At 61.3% G+C, this 20736-nt stretch carries 19 protein-coding genes; 10 read left to right on the top strand and 9 right to left on the bottom strand.

Annotated elements, in window-relative coordinates; translation table 11 throughout:
- Nucleotides 1–171 precede the first annotated feature (171 nt).
- Nucleotides 172–1068 (bottom strand): LysR family transcriptional regulator, encoded by an 897-nt coding sequence (locus J9314_RS01625; protein WP_210604177.1) that lies wholly within the window; start codon nt 1066–1068, stop codon nt 172–174.
- A 72-nt stretch (nt 1069–1140) separates the two neighbouring features.
- Between J9314_RS01625 and J9314_RS01630 the strand changes: the two genes are divergently transcribed.
- Nucleotides 1141–2118 carry a DMT family transporter gene (locus J9314_RS01630; protein WP_246490552.1) on the top strand — a complete coding sequence of 326 codons (978 nt, stop codon included), beginning with the start codon at nt 1141–1143 and terminating at the stop codon, nt 2116–2118.
- Between the two features lie 471 nt (nt 2119–2589).
- Here J9314_RS01630 and J9314_RS01635 read toward each other — a convergent pair whose 3' ends face one another.
- From J9314_RS01635 to J9314_RS01660, 6 genes are all read right to left on the bottom strand, one after another.
- Nucleotides 2590–3207: a M23 family metallopeptidase gene (locus J9314_RS01635; protein ID WP_210604179.1), complete on the bottom strand. Its 618-nt coding sequence runs from the start codon at nt 3205–3207 to the stop codon at nt 2590–2592.
- Between the two features lie 99 nt (nt 3208–3306).
- Entirely contained in the window at nt 3307–4824 is a 1518-nt protein-coding gene (locus tag J9314_RS01640; protein ID WP_210604180.1) for an FAD-dependent monooxygenase, read from the bottom strand.
- 32 nt (nt 4825–4856) lie between these two features.
- Nucleotides 4857–5294: a hypothetical protein gene (locus J9314_RS01645; RefSeq protein WP_210604181.1), complete on the bottom strand. Its 438-nt coding sequence runs from the start codon at nt 5292–5294 to the stop codon at nt 4857–4859.
- Between the two features lie 54 nt (nt 5295–5348).
- Nucleotides 5349–5981, bottom strand: coding sequence for an LUD domain-containing protein (locus tag J9314_RS01650; RefSeq protein WP_210604182.1), 633 nt, complete (start codon nt 5979–5981; stop codon nt 5349–5351).
- Complete coding sequence (locus J9314_RS01655; protein ID WP_210604183.1) at nt 5978–6421, bottom strand: nuclear transport factor 2 family protein; 444 nt, start codon at nt 6419–6421, stop codon at nt 5978–5980. The genes J9314_RS01650 and J9314_RS01655 overlap by 4 nt, the downstream gene beginning before the upstream one ends.
- Entirely contained in the window at nt 6402–7067 is a 666-nt protein-coding gene (locus J9314_RS01660) for a TetR family transcriptional regulator (RefSeq protein WP_210604184.1), read from the bottom strand. The genes J9314_RS01655 and J9314_RS01660 overlap by 20 nt, the downstream gene beginning before the upstream one ends.
- A gap of 450 nt (nt 7068–7517) precedes the next feature.
- On the opposite strand from J9314_RS01660, the gene J9314_RS01665 reads away from it, so the two are divergent.
- The 4 genes from J9314_RS01665 to J9314_RS01680 all read left to right on the top strand — a co-directional run bounded on the left by J9314_RS01665 (nt 7518) and on the right by J9314_RS01680 (nt 12181).
- Nucleotides 7518–8828, top strand: coding sequence for an Nramp family divalent metal transporter (locus J9314_RS01665; protein ID WP_210604185.1), 1311 nt, complete (start codon nt 7518–7520; stop codon nt 8826–8828).
- A 94-nt stretch (nt 8829–8922) separates the two neighbouring features.
- Nucleotides 8923–9882: an alpha/beta hydrolase gene (locus J9314_RS01670; protein WP_210604186.1), complete on the top strand. Its 960-nt coding sequence runs from the start codon at nt 8923–8925 to the stop codon at nt 9880–9882.
- A gap of 10 nt (nt 9883–9892) precedes the next feature.
- Complete coding sequence (acmB, locus tag J9314_RS01675) at nt 9893–11074, top strand: methyl acetate hydrolase AcmB (RefSeq protein WP_210604187.1); 1182 nt, start codon at nt 9893–9895, stop codon at nt 11072–11074.
- A 48-nt stretch (nt 11075–11122) separates the two neighbouring features.
- A complete protein-coding gene (locus J9314_RS01680; protein ID WP_210604188.1) occupies nt 11123–12181 on the top strand; it encodes a helix-turn-helix domain-containing protein in 1059 nt (352 codons plus the stop codon).
- A 39-nt stretch (nt 12182–12220) separates the two neighbouring features.
- Here J9314_RS01680 and J9314_RS01685 read toward each other — a convergent pair whose 3' ends face one another.
- Nucleotides 12221–12811, bottom strand: a complete 591-nt coding sequence (locus tag J9314_RS01685) for a TetR/AcrR family transcriptional regulator (protein WP_210604189.1) — start codon at nt 12809–12811, stop codon at nt 12221–12223.
- Between the two features lie 152 nt (nt 12812–12963).
- Here J9314_RS01685 and J9314_RS01690 point away from each other — a divergent pair, with 152 nt between their 5' ends.
- The 5 genes from J9314_RS01690 (at nt 12964) to J9314_RS01710 (ending at nt 19260) form a co-directional block, all read left to right on the top strand.
- Nucleotides 12964–13548 carry a DUF308 domain-containing protein gene (locus J9314_RS01690; protein WP_210604190.1) on the top strand — a complete coding sequence of 195 codons (585 nt, stop codon included), beginning with the start codon at nt 12964–12966 and terminating at the stop codon, nt 13546–13548.
- A gap of 37 nt (nt 13549–13585) precedes the next feature.
- Nucleotides 13586–14734, top strand: a complete 1149-nt coding sequence (locus J9314_RS01695; protein WP_210604191.1) for an acyl-CoA dehydrogenase family protein — start codon at nt 13586–13588, stop codon at nt 14732–14734.
- A 47-nt stretch (nt 14735–14781) separates the two neighbouring features.
- Entirely contained in the window at nt 14782–15657 is an 876-nt protein-coding gene (locus tag J9314_RS01700) for an HTD2 family dehydratase (protein WP_210604192.1), read from the top strand.
- A 193-nt stretch (nt 15658–15850) separates the two neighbouring features.
- Nucleotides 15851–16258 (top strand): (deoxy)nucleoside triphosphate pyrophosphohydrolase, encoded by a 408-nt coding sequence (locus J9314_RS01705; RefSeq protein WP_210604193.1) that lies wholly within the window; start codon nt 15851–15853, stop codon nt 16256–16258.
- Between the two features lie 2 nt (nt 16259–16260).
- Complete coding sequence (locus tag J9314_RS01710) at nt 16261–19260, top strand: DEAD/DEAH box helicase (RefSeq protein ID WP_210604194.1); 3000 nt, start codon at nt 16261–16263, stop codon at nt 19258–19260.
- A gap of 41 nt (nt 19261–19301) precedes the next feature.
- Here the strand turns inward: J9314_RS01710 and J9314_RS01715 are convergent, their stop codons facing one another.
- The gene (locus J9314_RS01715) at nt 19302–20348 is read right to left on the bottom strand and encodes a DUF2891 family protein (RefSeq protein WP_210604195.1); all 1047 of its coding nucleotides are present in this window, start codon (nt 20346–20348) and stop codon (nt 19302–19304) included.
- Nucleotides 20349–20736 lie beyond the last annotated feature (388 nt).

A 20736-nucleotide genomic window follows, 5' to 3' on the forward strand; every position in this document is an offset into this window, starting at 1 on the left:
TGTGAGTAGTGACGTCAACGCCGGTGCACTGTTCTGCGGTAAGGGCACGCCGCTCGCGGTGAGCACGGCAACGGCAATGCAAAAGCCAAACACTCTATAGTGAGGCATAGTCGGCTCTCGGCGGACCGGGCCCGCTGCTCGTTCCGATCGGAAGGTGTTTGAGGTTCGAGTTCACCGGCGAGATTTGGCAGTGGTGAGGTGGGTGATGAGCGCTTCGACGTGACGTGCATGATTCCTGTTGTGGGTCAACAGCAATATGTCGCGAGTCATCTCGGGCATCAGCTTGCGGTAGATGATGCCGGGAGCATCTGTCTTCTTTGCTGGTGCCGGAACGCAGGCGACTGCGATGCCTGACCGGACGAGTGCGAGTTGGGTGACGTGATCGGCGACGAAATGTCGGATGTCCAGTTCGATTCCGTTCCGGCGAGCGAACTGGGTGAGAGCGTCGTGCTTGTCGGATTCGGGGGTGCACGCCGCCCACGCTTCTGTTGCGAGGTCGGCGAGACCGATGTCTGTCCTTGCGCGCGCGAAATGGAGCTCGGGCAATGCGATCCAGGCGGTCTCTTGGGACAGACGCTGGGCATTGACTCCGGCGGGCAGTTGCAGCGGGGAGGGACTCCACGATTCGGCGAACACCACATCCAGCCGACCGCCGGCAAGCTGATCGAGGTGAGATGCAGTTTCGCCATCCTCGATGCGCAGTTCAACGCGCGGATGGTGTTCTTGGAAGGCAGGCAGTTCGTCGACCAGGGTGGTGCGGACAATGGAGGCGAGTGCACCGATCCCGATGCGACCGACGAGTTCATCGTCGTGGTGCAGGTCATTGTCCGCCTTCATCATGAGCCTTGCGACGCGTCCGGCGTAGTCGGCAAGGACGCGACCCTCGTTCGTCAGTCGCACGCCACGCCCGTCGGGTATGACAACTCTGATGCCAGCTTCGGCCTCGATCCGGCGTAGTTGCTGCGAGACCGCAGGCCCGGTCATGTGCAGCAGCATCGACGCCCGCGTCACCGACCCCGTGCGTGCAACCGCGTCTAATATTCGAAGCCGACTCCACTCCACATTCATACGTTTAGCTTAACGGTACTGAGGAGAACTGAGAACTAGTGCTAATGGGTAATGGGCGTTTACCGTCGAATTGTGACTTATCAAGATTCACCTGACTCAATCAATTTCCAATCCCGTGCCGTCGCATCGGTGGCGGTGCTTGCGGGCGCAACGTGCCTGTCAATGTCAGCGATTCTGGTCAAACTCGCGGGGGTGGACGCTGCGACCACAGCGATGCTGAGGTGCGCTATCGCCGTTGTCGTCCTCATACCCCTGGCGTTGGGCGAACGCGGACGACGGGGCCCGCTCTCTCGACGCGGCATCAGCTCGGCTCTCGCGGCAGGAGTCGCACTCGGCATCGACTACGCCGCCTGGACAGCGTCGATCTATCATGTTGGTGCAGGGATCAGCACCGTTGTGGTCAACGTGCAGGTCGTCGTGCTGCCGCTGCTGGCTTTCGCGGTTGATCGAGAAAGGATCCGCCTGCGATTCCTGCTGGCCCTGCCATTGATGCTTCTTGGAATCAGTCTCGTCGCTGGCATCTGGGACGCCGCCACTCTGAGACAGGAAGCAGCCATGAGTGGGACATTGCTCGGCTTGCTTGCCGGTCTCGGTTACGGAGCGTATCTGTTTCTCACACGCCGAGCGACGAGGCAGGAACCGGGACGCACTGTTCAGCCGCTCGCCTGGGCAACGACCTCGGCTGCTGTCACAGCCACTCTCATCGCCCCTTTTACCGGTGGTCTCCATCTCAAAGCCATCACGCCACTGGCCTGGACATACCTAATCATGCTCGCAGTGCTCGGACAGATCGTCGCCTGGCTGCTGATCCATCATGGCAGCATTCGACTCGAACCCGTCACCACTGCCGCCCTGCTTTTGATCCAGCCGGTGCTCGCGCTCGGGCTGTCTGCCATGATTCTCGCCGAGCATCCGACAAAGCTCCAACTTGCCGGGGCGAGCATCGTCATTGCCGCCGTTGCCGTCTCGAACGGGCTCTTCGACAAGCGCCGACGGACCACAGGACGCAGTAGTCGACCGGCTACGACACTAAAGAACAGGAAATGTTAGGGAGAAACTCTCGCGCACTTCCCACTACCGGTCACCACGTCCTCGTCGGCGGCGGCTGAAGTACTGAAATTGTTGGGTGCCAGGCATCCGATCACAGCACCTCAACATTCAACAACCGTCTCGACTGCTGACAGACAACAGCCGCCGCGCGCCAAATAGCCTCCAACATATCATTCGTCGAATCTGACTCTCCTGAAAGACCAGAACAGAGCTCGGTACCCGTATTGATACCGAACGGGCCTGATGCAGGTTTAGCGTCGCTGTTATTGGCGCATATCACAGCGTTGCGATCGACACTCCCGTTCGAGATGCGCAGTGGACGTGCATCGAAAAGCGCCCTCGCACTTGGGCCTCGATCAGCGAGGACTGTCTGCAACGGTCCGATACTCGCGTGCCCCCGTGAATTCGCCGGCGGCTGAGCCCCCGTTCCCGGAAGGCAGATGGCGCTCAACCAGAACGAGTTCGATGCCACTACTCGGATATGTCGATGATTACCCCGTTGCGCGGGAGAGCTGCTCTGAACGACAGCCTCACGGCGTTGGCGTGCTCGACGTTGCGGTCGTCGATAGCCTGCACGTGGACGTGCGGTTCGGTACTGTTCCCGGAGTTGCCACAATGACCGAGCACGTCACCGACGTGTACGCGCTGTCCTGATCGAACTTCGATGCTGCCTCGCTGCAAGTGGCAGAGGGCGACGACGCATCCGTTGCTCTCGATCAGGACATGGTTCCCGGCGAGCGCGACCCAGCCCGCTTTTGTTCGAAGCTTCTGGGTCAGTGCGTAGCTGATCGATGGTAGGCCACGGAAGGCCACATGATCGGGCTCAGTGTCGTGCGTGGCTACAACGATCCCATCAGCCGGAGCCAGTAGCGGACGCCCGAAGCCTGGAAACTTTCCGGGTGGTTCAGGGCGTGTGAGAGTGGCGAACGTGATCGGCGCTGTGTGTCCGGCAGCGCTAACTGGCACGAAGTCGACTGCGTAGGAGGTGGCGAACAGAGTCGTGCCGTGGCTAGGCACGCGATTAGCCGGGCTGTTCTGGGTGAGCCAGCGACCAACGAATGGATATTCCAGGTCAATGGAGGACGTCATGCTGGTTCCCACTATGGCCCGCCATCTTTCTCGCCAGTCTACTCCAGCATTGCACCGTCAGCTTTCTGCACGGGTGCGGGCCCGAACAATAGTGGTGGATCAATGCTCGGCCTGCGTCTTGCTCGCGTCCCCGACTAAGTGTTCTGCAACGCGCCGGAGGTCTGCGAGATCATTTGGGACTGGACTGTCGCAGGCCCAGGCGACGTATCCATCTGGGCGGACGAGCGTCAGGGCCGCCGGCCATACCGCCATGGGTGAGTCGATCGTCCGTACTCCTTCCAATGTGAAGTCGAGGCTCGACTGTGAGCGGATAAGCGTCGGCTGCACACCATCTAGTGCGTCGTCGATGTGGCCGAGATCAGGCACGAATTTTCCGATGAGGGGATGGACGGCAGAGTTTGCATTGTAGTCGACATCAGATCCCTCCAGCATTCGCACGAGTCGAGATATCACGACCGACTCATCGAATAGCTCACTTAGCAGTGTCCGTAGCGACGTGATCGCTGTGGCGGGGGAGAGCAGGAGAGTCTGAACCTGTGTATGCATGACCACACGTTCGGCAGCCGGCCGTCGATCCGCTTCGTAACCATCGAGGGCATCGACGGCACCGTGAAAAGCGGCTCCGATCCGCCAGGCGAGGCATGCGGCATCTTGCAAGCCGACGTTGAGGCCCGGTGCACCGACCGCGTTGTGAACATGGGCTGCGTCCCCGGCCAAAAGGATCCTTCCGCGGCGGTAGGTGGAAGCAATCCTCGTGTTGCGCCCACCCCACCGACGTAACTGGTGCCGTCCCGGCGACGACGGGGGGTGGATTGGAATGTCCGCCCCGACGACTCGATTGAAGGCTTGGGAGACTTCCGCGAATGTTACCGGAGCGGCGTCCGCAATATTATTGTTAGCCGACCATTCCATCGCGCTGGCTAGGATGATTCCGTCGCCTTTGGGCAGCATCGACCATGCGCCGCGCTGGGTGCGGTTCCAGCTATACAGGCCGAGCGGCCCGACGCCTGGAACGTCGACCGTGACCTGGCCCGACGAGACGCTCGTTCCCGCGATGACGACATCGGCTGAGCGGGAGATCACGTCGTCGTCGGTGACGCCGGGAAAGCCGATCCCCGCTAGACGTCGGACATCGCTGTGCGCGCCGTCGCAACCGATGACGTAGCTCGCCGCTAGAGTCTGCCGCCCAGAGGCTTCGTGCTCGAAGCGGACCGTCACTGCCTGCCCGTCATCGGTAGCCTCCAGGAGGCGGCATCCGCGCCGAATCCGGGCCCCGGCCTCCGCAGCCCTCGCCGCCAGTGCTTGCTCGAGGTCCTGCTGCGAGACTCTGATCCCGTGGAGGCGATCGTCGTCGGCCAGCGACAGGTCCAGTGACAGGCCGCCGAACTGGAAAACCGTCGCGGGCTCGGGCATGCGCGACATCCCGAGACGCCGGTAAATGCCGCGCTGCCGCAGCAGGCGTGCGGCCTGACCGATGACGGCGTTCGCCTTCGGCACCGGACTCGGCTCGGAGAGCTCTTCGAGCACCGTCACCTGCAGTCCGGCCCGGGCGAGGTCGCCCGCGAGAAGCAGGCCCGTGGGCCCCGCGCCCACGACGACCACGTCGCACGGCGTCATCCCTGAGGTCCCTCCGCCTGGGACTCCCGCGCTCAATTCGTTTCCTTCCGGGCGCGAGGCGGCAGCGCGGCCACCAGCCGCGCGGGGAACCGGATCAGCGCGTCGTAGTTGTCGCCGGGGAGCGCCTCCGCGACCTGGTTCCTGACCTCCGCGACCGTCGACGCGAGAGCCGCCTTCTTCGCGACGCTGGACGGCGTCAGGACCAGTCGGTCGCCCGACTCGTCGATCCACCCGGATCGGACAAGTTCCGAGACGACACCGTCGATGGCGGTCTCCTCATCGAAGGGACGGAGGGAGGCGATCAGTTCAGGACGCCGAAGCGGAGACCGCGAGAGACTGGCCATGATCTGCCAGCTGCGCCGATCGGCTTGGTGCTCTCGCAGTCGAGCGTCGAAGACCGCGTCGAGCCGGGCGTCGGCCTCCTTGAGCCACCATCCGATCAGCTTCTGCGGAGCTCGGTCACTATCCAAGGAAGCTTCTTTCGTTCTGTGGGCTGGGGCGTAGACGTGTGATCGGCATCGAATTCAGAACCCGATCGCTTCCTGCAGAAGCAGGACCGTGGCGCGGCCTGGGCGGGGCTCGGCGTTGAGTGTGAGCATGAAGTTCACCGCGCTCGGCTGCCCGTATGCGCGCTGGGCCCGCTCGTCCTCTCGTGGAAGGGCGTACTCCTCGAGCCGTCGCAGCGCGGTCGACATGTCCGGCACGATCTTCTGCGCGCCGATGATCCAGATGGCGGGTGCGCCGCCGGAGTAGGCAGGGAGCTGGCTGCCGCTGGCGGAGGCCACGATCAATGACCCCGTCTCGGTGACAGCAGCAACGCTGCCGACGATGACATCGGGGGTCGCCGCGAGGCGTCGGATGTCGTCAGCTTTGGCGCTGCGGTCCATCGACTGGACTGCTTCTCGAACCGACAGGTACCGTCCGCTGCCGTTGATGTCCTCATCGATTCCGGAAGCACGCAGGGTCTCGCTCGAGGCGGTGAGCACGCTCGCCCCGGCCGGCACTAGCTCCCGGACCCGCGTGCGCGCTTCGCCGGCATCGCGGAGAACTTCGACGGCGAAGCCGTGAGCAGAGAGCGCGGCAGCCGCTCTCGCCACCTGTTCTTGAGAGGCCGCTCGGGCGAACTCTGCGAGTGGGCTGGTCTCGTTGGTCGTCATTCGTGCTCCTCGAATGTCGGTTCCGGTCCTCGGCCCGGTTCGCGCCGAGGGGAGATGCGGCGATGGCTGATACGCCAGCCGTCATCGGTGCGCACGAGCCGATCCGTGTAGGTGAAGCTGGACGTCGTCCCGGACGTGTCGACGGTAAATCCCTTCGAGACGGCGTGCGCACCACTACCCGCCTCCCGGACGATGATGTTGGTCGCGTGCATACCGACCGTCGTCCCCGGGCCGCTGCGCTTTCCCGCGGCAATGTACGCCTCCAACGAGCGTGCGGGATCGAAGTTCGGCAGCGCGGGCCGGCCGAGTTCGCTCACGTCGAGCACGAGGTCCGGTGTGAACACTTCGTCGAGACGGTCGAGGGCGTTCGCGTCGCAGAGATGGCCGTGGAGGCTGATTACCCCTATGACGTTCAGCTGGTCATCGGTCGTCAGGGTCATTGAGCAATCCGATCGGTCGTGCGTTAGGGCGGGATGGGTTCGGAGTCGGGAGGCCGTCGGCGATGCTGACGAAGACCCGCCGGAGGGCGTCGGGCAATGTGATCGCGGGGTCGATCGCGGGGTAGTGGTTCGTCACGGTCGTCAAGGCGCTGAACGCGACCTGCGCCACGAGCCGCGGATAGAGATCAGACTGCGGGTCGGTTCCAGTGCGTTCGGCGATCGCCTGGACGAGGTCGTCGATCGTCGTTCGCGCGAGAGCGGTCTGCATCTCCGGGATCTGGTTCAACTTGTGCACTTCGGAGAGCCGTTGGGACGTCGGCGGACCGTGCGAGGCTCCGTCGGTGAGCAGGGGTCCGATGATCGCTTCACAGATCGCCGTCCATAGCGGCTCCTCGGCGGGACGGCCCGCTAGGAGTTCGGCGCTGCGTCGAAGGCGGAAGCCGACCCGATATGCAAGCGCGTCGTACTTGCTCGGGAAATAGTTGCTGAAGGTTCTCAGCGATACGCCGGCACGCTCAGCGATCTCCTCGCGCACCACGTTCTCCAGTCCGCGCTCGAACATGAGATCCAGAGCCGCGTCGCTCAGCGCCTTGCGCACCTCGAGCTTCTTGCGTTCACGCAGGCCCACCTCAGTCTCACCAGTCATGATCAGAACGTTAGCGGAAAGGTGCCCAGTGGGCAAATATGCCTAGTGGGCAATGTGTCTTCTGAATGCTGATGAGCGCTGTGTTCTGACTTTTCCGCGAGCGGCGGCTTTCTGCGAGTATCGCCAATCGGGAGTGACGCGCTTCCTGCAACGCCTCATTCCTGTTTCGCTCTGCGGCGTCGTGAGTCGGTGGGCGAGTATCACTGCGTGAACGCCGTTGCAGAACTGCAATTTGGTGAAGGCCAGGTTTAGATACGTTCTGACCGTGGCCCGCTAGAAGTGGAGTGTCTCACAGATCTCCGGGCTCGACAGACTGGCGGCCCGAGCGCGTGGAGCGCGTTCCAAAAGTTGAGACACGCATCTTGACATGCGATGTTGTCCGGCACATTAGAGGGTGGTCGATGCCTTTCCTGTGTCGACAAACGCACGTGAAGGAGCCCCGCCCTGCCTATGTTCGCAGAAACGACTTCGCAGACCTCTGACATCACCGCCTCGGCGCCGGTGACCTTCGGAGGCCGGCTGCGGCTCATCGGACCCGGCATCGTGCTCGCGCTCGCCAGCGTCGGTGCCTCGGACATGATCACGACGATGAACTCCGGCGCCGAGTACGGACTCGCGCTCATCTGGGTCTTCACGGTGGGCATCATGCTCAAATTCGTTCTCTCCGAAGCGGTCTCCCGGCTGCAGATGAGCGGGGACCGGTCGCTGCTGTCCCACCTCACCGGCTTCGGCGGACGGACGTTCCCGGTGCTCTTCCTCATCGCGGAACTGCTCGTCGGGCTCTTCTTCGGCGCCGGCGTGATCGCGGTGACGACGAACATCCTCCAAGCGATCTTCCCAGTGCTGCCGTTCTGGCCGACGGCCGTCGTCGTGCTGCTCTCTGCCTCGGTGCTGGTGGGCATCGGCCGCTACGGTCTCGTCGAAAAGGCGATGATGGGCTTCGGAATCATCATGTTCTTCGGCATCATCGCGCTGGCGATCTCCGTCTTCCAGGGTGATGGCGCCCAGCAGGTTGCGGCCGAGACCGTGGTCCCCACCTTCCCGAATGCTTCGATCATCACGGTGATGTCGCTCATCGGCGGGGTCGGCGGGGCGACCGGCATCCTCGCGTACTCGTTCTGGATCCGGGAGAAAGCCTGGCGCACGCCGGACTGGAAGCCTGTCGTCCGCCTCGACCTCGTCATCAGCTACGGGCTCGTCTTCGTCTTCGCCGTAGCGATGAGCGCCGTCGGAGCCTTCATCCTCTACGGTCAGGGCTTCACGATCGCGGACAACGATGCGCTCTTCGCGATCGCTGACAGCCTGGTCAACCGCATCGGTGACGTCGGGCGGCTGGTCTTCCTCATCAGCTTCCTCGCCGTGGTGTACACGAGCGTGCTCGGCGGGTTCTCCGGCATCGCCTACGTCACCGCCGACTGCCTGCGGGTGCTCAGGCGGTACCCGCACCAGGACGAGGCGCGCTTCGACATGTCAGCGAAGTCGGTCGAGTTCCGTGGAGCGCTCGTCTACCTGTCCGTGGCCACGTTGGTGATCATGGGGCTCGGCAAACCCGTCACCCTCGTCCTCGTCTACGCCGCGATCAGCGCGTTCATCTTGCCCGTCCTCGCCCTGGCTCTGCTCGTCATCCTCAACCGCAGATCCGTGCCGACCGGGCTGCGCAACACGTGGTGGTCGAACACGCTGCTGACCGTGTGCCTCGTACTCTTCGGATTCCTTGCGGCGTTGCAGGTCAAGGAGTCGGTGATGGGGTTCATCGGGTAGAAATACTCGGACCCGACAACTGTCGGGTGACTGCGCGAAAAGCACGATGGTCTGGCGGTAGTGCCACGGTGCCAGGGTCGGCATACTTGGTGACATGACACAACGACGGTCACGATTCGACGCGGAGCTCGCCGCGAGTCTGTCCGTCATCGGCGGTGTCTTCCCGCCGACCATCACTCCCTCTCTCATTGACTTCATGCGAGTCTCTTATGCCTCGGAGCCGCTGGCGGAGACCCTCAGCGGTCGTCGGGTCGAACATTCCGAACACCAGGTGCCGGGCCACCTCGGCGAGGACATCACCGTCTCTGTATTCAGACGATCGGGGGACACCGGCCGACGCCCGACGATCGTCTACGCCCATTCCGGCGGACTGATGTTCGGCGATCGCTTCAGCGCGCTCGGCCTCAACCTCGACTGGGTCGAGAAAATCGGTGCGGTCCTCATCTGCCCCGAATATCGCTTGGCACCCGAGTTCCAAGACCCGTATGCGCGCGAGGACATGTACGCTTCGCTCCTGTGGGCGGCTGAGAATGCAGAGACCCTCGGCGTCGATCTCACCCGGCTCATCGTCGCCGGAGCCAGTTGCGGCGGAGGACTGGCCGCCGGAATGGCACTGGCGGCCCGCGACAGGAATGGACCGAAACTCAAGGGCCAACTGCTCATCTACCCGATGCTCGACGATCGCGACATCACACCGTCGACTCATCAGTTCGACGGCATCGGGGTCTGGGATCGGGTGAGCAACGAAACCGGATGGCAGGCGATGCTCGGCGATGCCTACCGCACCGAGGCGGTCTCGCCCTACATCGCACCATCGCGTGCCAGCGACCTGACCGACCTGCCGCCTGCCTACATCGATGTGGGCTCGGCCGAGATCTTCCGGGACGAAGCCGTGGCCTATGCCTCGGCTCTCTGGAACGACGGCAGCGAAGCGGAACTGCACGTGTGGCCCGGAGGCTTCCACGCCTTCGACATCTTTGCCGCCCATACACACCTTGCGCAAGGAATGATCAGCACCCGAATGGCCTGGATCGAGAAGCTCTTGGCCGACTGAAAGGAACATCATGTCCGAGAACACAGCTGTCAACGACGCAGTTGTCCGCGTGACCACGAAGACGGTCGACAGCGGTGGCGTCCCCGGCGTCGTCGCCGGAGTGACCACCGACAAGGAGACGATCAGTCTGACAGCGGCAGGCGTTCGTTCCCTCGACGACCCGCAGCCGATGACCACGGACTCCGTGTTCATGATCTTCTCCACGACGAAGGCATTGACAGGCACCGTGGCACTGCAGCTGGTGGAGTCAGGGGAGCTCGACCTCGACGCACCGGCGAAAGAATATGCACCGGGGCTGGCCGACGTGCAGGTCATCGATGGCTTCGACGACAGCGGTGAGCCGATCTTCCGAGCGCCTGCCAGCGAACCGACGACCAAGCAGCTGCTGTTGCATACCGCCGGGTTCGGCTACGACTTCTTCAACGAGAAGTACGAACGCCTCGCTCGTGAACACGGCCAGCCGAGCATCGTCACCGCCACGCGGAAGGCTCTTGAGACACCTCTGCTGTTCGATCCGGGCGCCCAGTGGGAGTACGGGTCGAACATGGACTGGGCCGGCCAGGTCATCGAAGGCATCACCGGAACGACGCTGGGCGAGGCCATGCGCACCCGTGTCCTCGACCCGCTGGGCATGAACGACAGCACCTTCCGCCCGACCGCGTCGATGCAGGACCGGCAGGCCACGATGCACCAACGCACCGACGGCGAACTCGCGGCGACGGACTTCATGCTGCCCGACCCGGAGGTGGAGATGGGAGGACACGGACTCTTCTCGACCGTCGATGACTATCTGAAGTTCATCAGGATGTGGCTCAACGACGGAGCGGCCGACGACGGCACCGTCGTCCTCCGCCCCGAAACGGTGGACATGGCCACGCAGAACCACCTCGGCGATCTTCGGGTGAAACTGCTGCCCGGAGTCATCCCGAGCCTGTCCAATGATGCGGAGTTCTTCCCCGGCATGCCGAAGACCTGGGGATACACGTTCATGATCAACGAGGAGGACGCCCCGACCGGACGACCGGCGGGCGCAGCGGCCTGGGCGGGCCTTGCCAACCTCTTCTACTGGTTCGACCGACAGAACAAGATCGGCGGGTACTGGGCCACACAGATCCTCCCCTTCGCCGACCCCGAATCCGTCGGTGGGTACCTCGAGATGGAGACGGCAGTCTACGATGCTCTGAAAGGCTGATTCGCGGCACGATGCGAATCACGGCCGTCGAGTGACGACCGTCGACCGATGGACGAGCGAGGAGGTGATGACGTGCAGGAGCTGCTCGGCAGGATTGCCAAGCTGGATCCCGAGGCGAGCCTGGGTCTGCGCGTCATCGCCTGCTTCGACGAACTCATGGCAGGCGAGGTCAATTCCCATGCCCTCGCCTCCGCAGCCGCGGCTCTGGCAGGTTGCCCGGCCGGCTTCCGCAGCGGTGATGGGACCAGACAGCTGCGGGTCGATCCGGGCGGAATCTCGATTTCGGGAGACCGACCCGCCGAGGTTGCTCCACTCTCGCTGCCGAACGAATCCGAGGTCTGGCTTGAGCGGCAGGGCGATGCCCTGCCGAACGACGAACTCATCCTCGAACGGTTCGGCCTGGCCATCGGCGTGAGATTCGGTCTCGAACGGCAGCAGCTGGAGACCCCGCGCGACGTGGCGCTCGCCCTCGACGTCGCTGCGACGGTCGAAGACCGGAGTGCCGTAGCGCTCCGCCTGGGCCTGAGGCCCGGACACGGATACCGAGTCCTCGCGGCCCCGCTGTTCGCAGTATTCGAGAAGCGACCCGCCGGTCCCACCGACGTGATCACCAGCGAACACGGCACTCTGCAGGTGGTCATCGTGGCCGACCACGCCGAGGATATCGCCGTGACACCGGCCGGGCTGGGGCCGGCCGGGTCGATTGGAGAACTGCCGCGGTCACTGCGGGCGGCCGTGGTGGCACTGCGGCTCAGCCGGCCACCCGAGGAAGGACTCGTGCGAGCGGAGAACTTCGGTGGACTCGTCGAACTGCTTGCCGAATCCTCCGAGGCGACCGATCCGGATGCAGCGCGCATCGACGAGATCATGGACTCGCCGTGGGCAGAGTCCACGGTGCGCGTGCTGCTTGAGGCACCGACGATCAGACAGGCGGCCCGCGATCTCGGCCTGCATCACAGCACGGTGCAGAGCCGGGCCGAGCAGATCGAGCGCTGCCTCGGATACGACCCGCTGTCGGGCTACAACCGCACCAGGTTGGGCATCAGTGTGCTCCGGTGGCGGCTGCGCAATTCCCGTGTGCTCGAACTCCCGGGGCCTGTGGGTTGAAGGGTTTCCGGGCTCCGCACGAGCCGTCTTTTCCTGGGTTCAGCGTCCTGCCGTGATCACCGAATCGAATGCGGCATGCAGTGACTCGGTGCTCGATGTCGGCTCGCCGAGGTAGCCGTTCACCATGGCCCCGTCGCGTACGATCATGAGTTGTCGTGCGACGGATTCCGGGTCGGCCGCTTCGGCTTCGGATGCGATATCGGCGAACTCGCTGAGCATCCAGCCTCGGTGCTCATCGACGACGTTGCGGACAGGGCTTTCGGGGTCGGGGAATTCTGCTGCGGCGTTGATGAACGCGCATCCGCGGAATCCGGGTTCGCAGCTCGCGGCGCTGATCCCTGCGGCGATGGCGTGGAGGGTCCCCACCGGATCATCGGCTCGTCGCATCGACGAGAACCATTCGCGCTCTCCCTCGGCCTGTCGGCGCAGATAGGTTTCGACGAGGTTGCTCTTGGTGGGGAAGTGACGATAGAACGTGACTTTCGTGATCCCCACCTGCGCGATGATTCGATCCGCGCTCGTGCTGTGGATTCCCTGCGCGTAGAACATCTCGTTCGCGGCCTCAATGATGCGTTCACGCGTAGCTGGCCCTGATCTGCTTCGGGTGGTCTTCACTGCAGTCTGCGCCATGTTCACTCTCTGTCTTCGACTGGATTGCTTGCGCTGGTATACGAAGTAGTCTACATTGATCTAGGTAGACGTACTAGTAACTCTACTTTCAGTTCCATCATCACCAGCAGCGCAGCCTCACCAGGGTGCGCGTATACGTCAGGAGCAGAGCAATGGTGAACCCTGTAAAGACTCAGTCAGACAGTGAGGAGAGGTACGGTCGGTCATTGCGTGCCCTGTACTTCATCCGCTTCATCTTCGCCGCCATCTGGGTGGCATCCATGGTCGTGACCGCAGCGAAGGTCCCCGACGTGAGCCCTCTTCTGACGGTGCTTCTCGTGATCTATCCCGCCTTCGACGCTGCTGCTGTGCTGTGGCAGTTGCGAGCTGACCCGGATCGGCACCGCTCGAAGGTTGTCGAGTGGGTGAACGTCGTCCTCAGCGTCGCGGTTGCCGTGGCACTCGGCTTTGCGTCGTCGGCCAGCATCTCTGCGGTTCTCGCGATCTGGGGTGTCTGGGCGATAGTCGTCGGTGTTCCGCAGCTCATTGCTGCGATTCGCAATCGATACAGCGGTGGACAGGTCGCCCAGATGTTCTCCGGAAGCATCTCGGTATTCGCCGGTGCCGGATTCCTGCTTCAGGGACTGCAGGGAAGTGACATGATCGTGGGCGTCGCCGGATACGCTGGCCTCGGGGCAGTCTTCTTTCTGGTTTCGGCCGTCCGTCTCACGGTGATGCCGAAGAAGTCCGGCACATGACAGATGATCTGAGCAGGGAGGAGCCGATGATCTCACCATGGCAGTGAGCAATGAAGAGCAGATGATGATCGACACGGTGGCCGATTTCATCGACCACCAGGTCAAACCCAGCGTCAACAAGGTCGAGCACGCGAATGAATATCCTGAAGCGTGGATCGAGACGATGAAGGACATGGGCATCTACGGGCTCGCCATCGACGAGCCGTGGGGGATGGGCAAGGTCTCGACCGAGGCCTATGCGCTCATCACTCAGGAGCTCGCCCGCGGATGGATGTCCCTGGCGGGTGCCATGGGCGGGCACACCGTCGTCGCGAAGCTCATCCAGGAATACGGCACGCACGCACAGAAGGACAAGTACCTGCCGCGGATGGCCACCGGAGAGCTGCGGGCGACGATGGCGCTGACCGAACCCGGCGGCGGATCCGACCTGCAGGCCATGCGCACCACCGCGACGAAGGACGGCGGCGACTACGTCATCAACGGGTCGAAGACGTGGATCACGAACGCCCGAAAGTCTGACCTCATCGCGCTGCTGTGCAAGACCGACCCCGAGGCGGAACCGCGGCATAAGGGCATCTCGATCATCCTCGTCGAGAAGGGGGAGGGCTTCAGTGTCTTCCAGGATCTGTCGAAGCTCGGGTACAAGGGAGTCGAGACCTGCGAACTGTCCTTCGACGGGCTCCGGCAGCCGCAGTCGCAGCTGCTCGGCGAGGCCGAGGGCGTCGGATTCAAACAGATGATGAAGGGACTCGAGATCGGTCGCATCCAGGTGGCGTCCCGGTCGCTCGGTGTCGCGCAGGCGGCGCTCGATGATGCGGTGAAGTATTCGCAGGAGCGTGAGTCGATGGGCAAGCCGATCTGGAAGCATCAGTCGGTGGGCAGCAAGCTCGCCACGATGGCAACGAAGCTCGAGGCCGCCCGGCAGCTCGTCCTTCACGCCGCACGCACGTATGACTCGGGCGCGAGAGTGGACATGGAGGCCGGTATGGCGAAGCTCTATGCCTCGGAGATGGCCGCCGAGGTGGCCCTCGACGCCATCCGTGTTCATGGCGGTTACGGATATTCCACCGAATACGATGTCGAGCGCTACTACCGTGACGCTCCGCTGATGATCGTCGGCGAAGGCACGAACGAGATACAGCTCGGTGTCATCGCGAAGCAGCTCATCGGCCGGAACAAGGCCTGAACCGTCGTGCTGATCGGAGGGAAGAAGCCATGAGTAACGGAGGGACCGTGAATCTGCAGGATTGGGTGGGCCGCACCTCGACCGTCACCGAGGTGGCCGACGGGCAACGAGCCGCCCGCCTGTCCTCTCTGCTTGGGCGCGAAGGTGACGAACGTGCGCCGTTATTCCCTCTCGGACATTGGCTGCACTTCTCCGAGGACGATGTGCCGATGAGCGAACTCGGCGCAGACGGGCACGTGAAGCTTGGTGGGTTCATGCCTCCGGTGCCATTGTCCCGGCGTATGTGGGCTGGCAGTGCGCTCGAGTTCCACACACCGATCCTGCCTGGGCAGCAGCTTGAGCGGACGACGACGATCGAATCGATCACGGAGAAGACCGGCAGCACCGGACCGCTGTGCTTCGTGAAGCTGCGTCACGAGGTCTACGCAGATGGTGTCCTGGCGACGACGGACCGGCACACGATCGTCTACCGGGAAGCCACTTCCGTGACAGTGGGATCAGCGGCGGCACTGCCTCCCCGGGCAGATTCGCCCGTTCCGGATGGATGGGACTGGGCCACAAGTGTGCGGCCGAACGAGGTCATGCTGTTCAGGTATTCGGCGCTGACGTTCAACTCGCACCGTATCCACTACGACTACCCGTACGTCACTGAGGTCGAGGGCTACCCGGGACTCGTCACGCATGGCCCGCTGACAGCGACCCTGCTGCTCGACGCGTTCATGACGAATCATCCCGAGGAGACGGTGACCGGTTTCGACTTCCGCGCGAAGTCACCGCTGTTCGCGAACGAGCAGATTCACCTTGTTGGAAAACCTGTCGGGGCCGGTACATATGAACTTCAAGCAGTTGCTCCGAACGGTGAGGCCGCAATCGCGGCCAGTGTGAGGACTTCGACGGCTCAAGCGGCCACGAGATCACGCTGAGGGCACCATGTCGGGCGCCCAGAAGGGTTGTGCATGAGCGCTGTCTAGCCGCGTAATAGAGCTGCGCCAGGTTGCTTCGAACACTCAACAGCCGGTGTGAGGGTTCGAGGCTCTACTTGGCCCAAATTGCGCCCAAGGATGTATAGCAAGTCGGTAGGGTGAGAGGGTCACCGAGGAAGAGGGAAGCGGGATCGTGAAGAAGGAAATCAACGTCGTGGGTGCCATCATCGTCGATGGTTCAACTGTCTTGGCAGCGCAGAGAAGCTCAATGATGTCTTTGCCAGGCATGTGGGAGTTTCCCGGAGGGAAGATTGAGCCCGGAGAGACCCCACGTGAGGCGCTTGTTCGCGAGCTCCAGGAAGAGTTGATGTGTACAGCTGAAATCGGCGATGAAGTGGCTTCGACTCGATACGAGTACGATTTCGGCTTCGTAACGTTGACCACCTTCTATTCGAGGTTGGTCGACGGTGATCCGCGATTGACCGAACACTCTGAGATTCGTTGGATCGAGGCAACCGCTCTCAATTCGGTGGAATGGGCGCCAGCTGATATACCTGCTGTTGAAACGGTGGTGCACGATTTCTCAATGGCCGAGGAGTAGGCGTGGCAACAGTTCCAGAGCATGTTCAGCGAGACACGGCTTTTGGGTTTCTCGATCGAACTTCTCCCTCTGAAAAGCTCTTCAACCCGACGCTGGTTTCAAACTTTGAAGCTGACACCATGCATAAGACCATCCTCGAGGAACTGAGGCGCTCTAAGAACTTCACATTCTCCGTTGCATTTGTCAGTTCAGATGCGATCGCATCGCTGAAGCAACCGCTCATTGAGTTCCCTGGGCACGGCCGAATCATCACTTCCACCTACCTGGGGTTCAACTCACCAGAGTCCTTCCGAGAGTTGATGAACCTCAGCGATCTCGGAATTGCAGTTTACGTATACGAAGACGACTCTAGGGGCTTCCACCCCAAGGGATTCATCTTTGAACAAGAAGCTAGCACCACGGCAATTGTAGGTAGTTCCAACCTCACATCTCGTGCGCTCAAGCGGAACCATGAATGGAACCTCCGGTTTTCGGCACTCCCAGATGGCGACATTGTGCACCAATTGTCAGCAGCAATCGATACCCAACTTGAGTCATCAACATTGCTCACCGAGGACTGGATCCGCGAATACGAAGCGAGCTATGTTCCGCCGAGTTCCCGCGCCCCGTTCGAAGGTGTTCAAACCCTCAAGCCGAGCGTCAGTTCGCAGATTGTCGCCAACGCTATGCAGGCCGAGGCACTCGCGGAGATCGAGAAGGTACGGGATGCGGGCGAGGACAAAGCCCTCGTGGTGTCGGCAACTGGAACCGGAAAAACCATTCTCGCTGCGTTGGATGTGAAAGCGACAGATCCGCAGCGAGTACTCTTCGTCGTGCACCGGGAGCAAATACTCGACCGTGCAATCGAAGAATTCACCAAAGTCCTCAATCTCGACTCTGGGGAAGTTGGCAAGTTTGTAGGATCGAAGAGGGAGCTCGATCGGCGGATTGTATTCGCTACGGTTCAGTCTCTAGGGACTCTCGACAAGCTCCAGCGAATCCCCCGAGATTACTTCGACTACATACTTATCGACGAGGTTCATCGAGCGGGGGCGCGGATGCACCAGAACATTATCCAATACTTCGAGCCAGACTTCATGCTCGGAATCACCGCTACACCAGAACGATCTGACGATTTCAACGTCTACAGTTTGTTTGACTACAACGTGCCCTACGAGATCCGCCTGCAAAGGGCGCTTGAGGAGGACATGCTCGCCCCGTTCCACTACTACGGAGTGACTGACTTCGAAATGGGCGGCGAAGTGATCAGTGATGCAAGTCAGCTCAAAACTCTCGTAGCGCCAGAACGAGTAACTCATCTCATCAAAGCGATTGAGCGATATGGGCATGTCGGAGATCCAGTCAAAGGTCTCATGTTCTGTAGTCGTAAAGATGAAGCGCGGGAACTGTCGCTGCTCCTCAACCGGAGTTTGGTGCACGGTCAGCCACTCCGCACTCGAGCGCTTACGGGAGAAGACTCCGTTGAGGTCCGTGAACGAGTGGTAGCTCAGCTAGAGAACGGGGAGCTCGACTACATCATCACCGTAGATGTCTTCAATGAGGGCATCGACATCCGAACAGTGAATCAGGTCGTCATGCTGCGCCAGACGCAATCCAGCATCATCTTCACGCAACAGCTTGGACGTGGACTGCGGAAAGCGGCAGGGAAGAGCCACCTCATTGTTATCGATTTCATTGGCAACTATACGAACAACTTCCTTGTCCCGATTGCCCTCTTCGGGGACAGCAGCCTAAACAAAGACTCTCTTCGAAAGAAGATGATCGAGGCCCAAGATATAGGCGCCGTTTCAGGTCTGTCGAGCATCAACTTTGATGCGGTTGCTAAAGAGCGGATCTTCCAATCCATTGCGTCGACGAAACTCGACAGTATGAAGAATCTCAAGAAGACGTTCAGAGACATGCACTCGAGGCTCGGACGCCCGCCACGACTGATCGACTTCGCTCGATTTGACGTCGTTGACCCTGTTGTCATCGCCGGCGCACGCGGAAACTACTGGAACCTCTTGCATTCGTTCAGAGCTGTCGAATGGGGTCCAACCGACGTTCAAAGCAAGGCACTCACCTTTCTCAGCGCGGAACTCCTCGACGGTAAAAGGCCACACGAACTCTTGATCCTTGATAGGTTGCTCGACAATCAGCCGCCGCAGACAGAACTCGAGTGCATTGAATTCCTTCGACAAGCTGGTGCCGAGACTGGCGCGTTGATCGTGGAGTCTCTCCAGCGAATTTTCACCATGGAATTCTTTACCGCTCCTGAGCGAACAAAATACGGTAAGCCGCTCGTCGTCTGGACCTCTGATCGGGTTGCATTGGCAGATTGGTTCAGCAGCCAGCTTGCCCGATCAGCCGAGTTCAAAGAGCACGTGCGCGATCTAGTGGAGACAGGACTCTATCTTTCACGCCACCGCTACCAGTGGGACCAGTCGATGGAGCAGGGAAAGATGTACTCGCGTAAGGATGTCTGCCGGCTGCTTAACTGGAGAGACAATCAGCAAGGCACAATGTTCGGCTACAAGTTTGACTTCCACACGAACACCTGCCCGATCTTCGTCACCTATCACAAGGGAGACGGCATCTCAGCGAGTACCTCATACGGGGACTCGTTCATTAACGAAAACACTCTCCACTGGTTCAGCAAGAGCCGGAAGACGCTCCAGAGTCCGGACGTTCAACGCATCGTGTCGAACTCCTTCGAACTTCATCTCTTTGCCAAGAAAGATGACGCCGAGGGAACGGATTTCTACTACTTGGGCCGAGCCAAATCGTCGAATCCGGTCCAAACGAAGATGCCAGGCGACAATGGCACGAGCCTTGACGTTGTCACTATGGATCTCAATTTGGAGTCCTCAATAGGCGCCGCTCTATATGACTATTTGACTACGGGTCCGGCGATTGAGGAATACCACCGTGACAAAGAGCCCGCGCCAAGGGTTGACCTCAGCTATCAGCAGTCACCGGTCGAGAATGAATACGGCGATGACTCTAGTTCCACGTTGTTTTGACAACAGGGCCAGTTCAAATAGCGTTGAACGAGACCCAACGATCAATGGTCGACGTTGGTAGCGGCGAGTAGCGACTCCCAAGCAAACGTGGCAGCCCAATGTGAGGACATGTATTCATCGGATACTGCTGCCTCGAGGCCCGGCGCCATTAGTGCATCGACACGGGTGAGCATGCCTTTGGCATGAGCTGCGAGCTCTTTGTCACCCGTCTTCTCCGTAATGACTTCGAGCTTCGGTGCTAGTCGCATTACCGACGCTGCCACCGACAGGCCCAGTCCGTAGAGGTGACTCTGCTGACCGTCGGTCGGGTCGAGGACCTTGACCGGGGTGAGCGCCGGCGATTCCGGATCCAGCTCGGAAAGGAATGCGGGGAGCCACGTCGCCAACTCATCCTCGGTGAGCACCTCGGCCACGAGGTCCGCCTCGCACAAACCAGGGGAGAGGAAGTCGTGACCGCTGCGCTCCTGACGGAAGTTCCATGCACCATCCTCGGCGAAGAAACGACGAGCCGCGCCAGCGATGACATCAATGACGTCATGACGCCCCTGCGCACGAGCGCCGATGAGGATCCTGCGCAGCCCGAACGCCGTATTCGAGTGCACACCATGGCGAACCGGTTCGGCGACCCTCGGCAGCCATGAGGACACGAGGTCGAAGACCGCATCCGCGAGGATCTGCGTGTTCTTCCCCAGCTCGCGCAACTCCGAGACGTCGCTGCCATTGAGTGCGCGGTTGAGTTCAACCGCCCATGCCCAGCCATAGGGCCGCTCCCACGAGAGATTGTCTCGGAGGAAGGCCGCCTCGGCGAGCATGTTCGTTTCGCTCAGATGCTCGACCAAGATCTCGAGGGCCTCATTGAACCAGCTTGAGTCCCGTCCCTTCTCTGTCTCCAGGAGGGACGCGAGCAGGTAGTGCATGTGCACGCTCGAATGCCAGTCGAAGGAATTCGCGAACGCAGGAGTCTTCTCGGCTGCGGGCACGATATCGGCCAGGCTCCGAGCCAGATGATGGGCGGCGTACGGATAGTCGCGGGTGATGTTGCTCAGAGCCACCTCGGCGAGGGGGTGTATCAAATGATTCGTTGCCATCTGGTGGTCTCTCTCTATGCTTATCAAGTTGGGAAATCATGTGCTAACAACCTACGATCTCACGCTTAGTGTGACTTCACGTATGAGTCTCGCCCAGCAGCGCATTTGGATTCAGCCCTTTAAACGAATCTCGTCGACTCGACTTGGACCATGAGTGATGAGTCACTTCGCTACGGCAAAGCGAACCGGCAACAAGGTGCTTTATGAGCTGCAGACAAACGTTGCTTACGGAACGCTGCACTACTGGGCCAGATCTCTCGGCTGCAGTGACGAAGAATTCTGATGACTGGACGGCACTCAGCCGTGACGGCGGCAACTTCGGACGGGCCACAGAAAGATTGTGTTTTCCCGCAACAGCAGGGCCGGATTCAGCGGTGTCAGTCGCTCA

The organism is Brevibacterium oceani (assembly GCF_017948325.1).
GTDB classification, from domain to species: Bacteria; Actinomycetota; Actinomycetes; order Actinomycetales; family Brevibacteriaceae; genus Brevibacterium; species Brevibacterium oceani.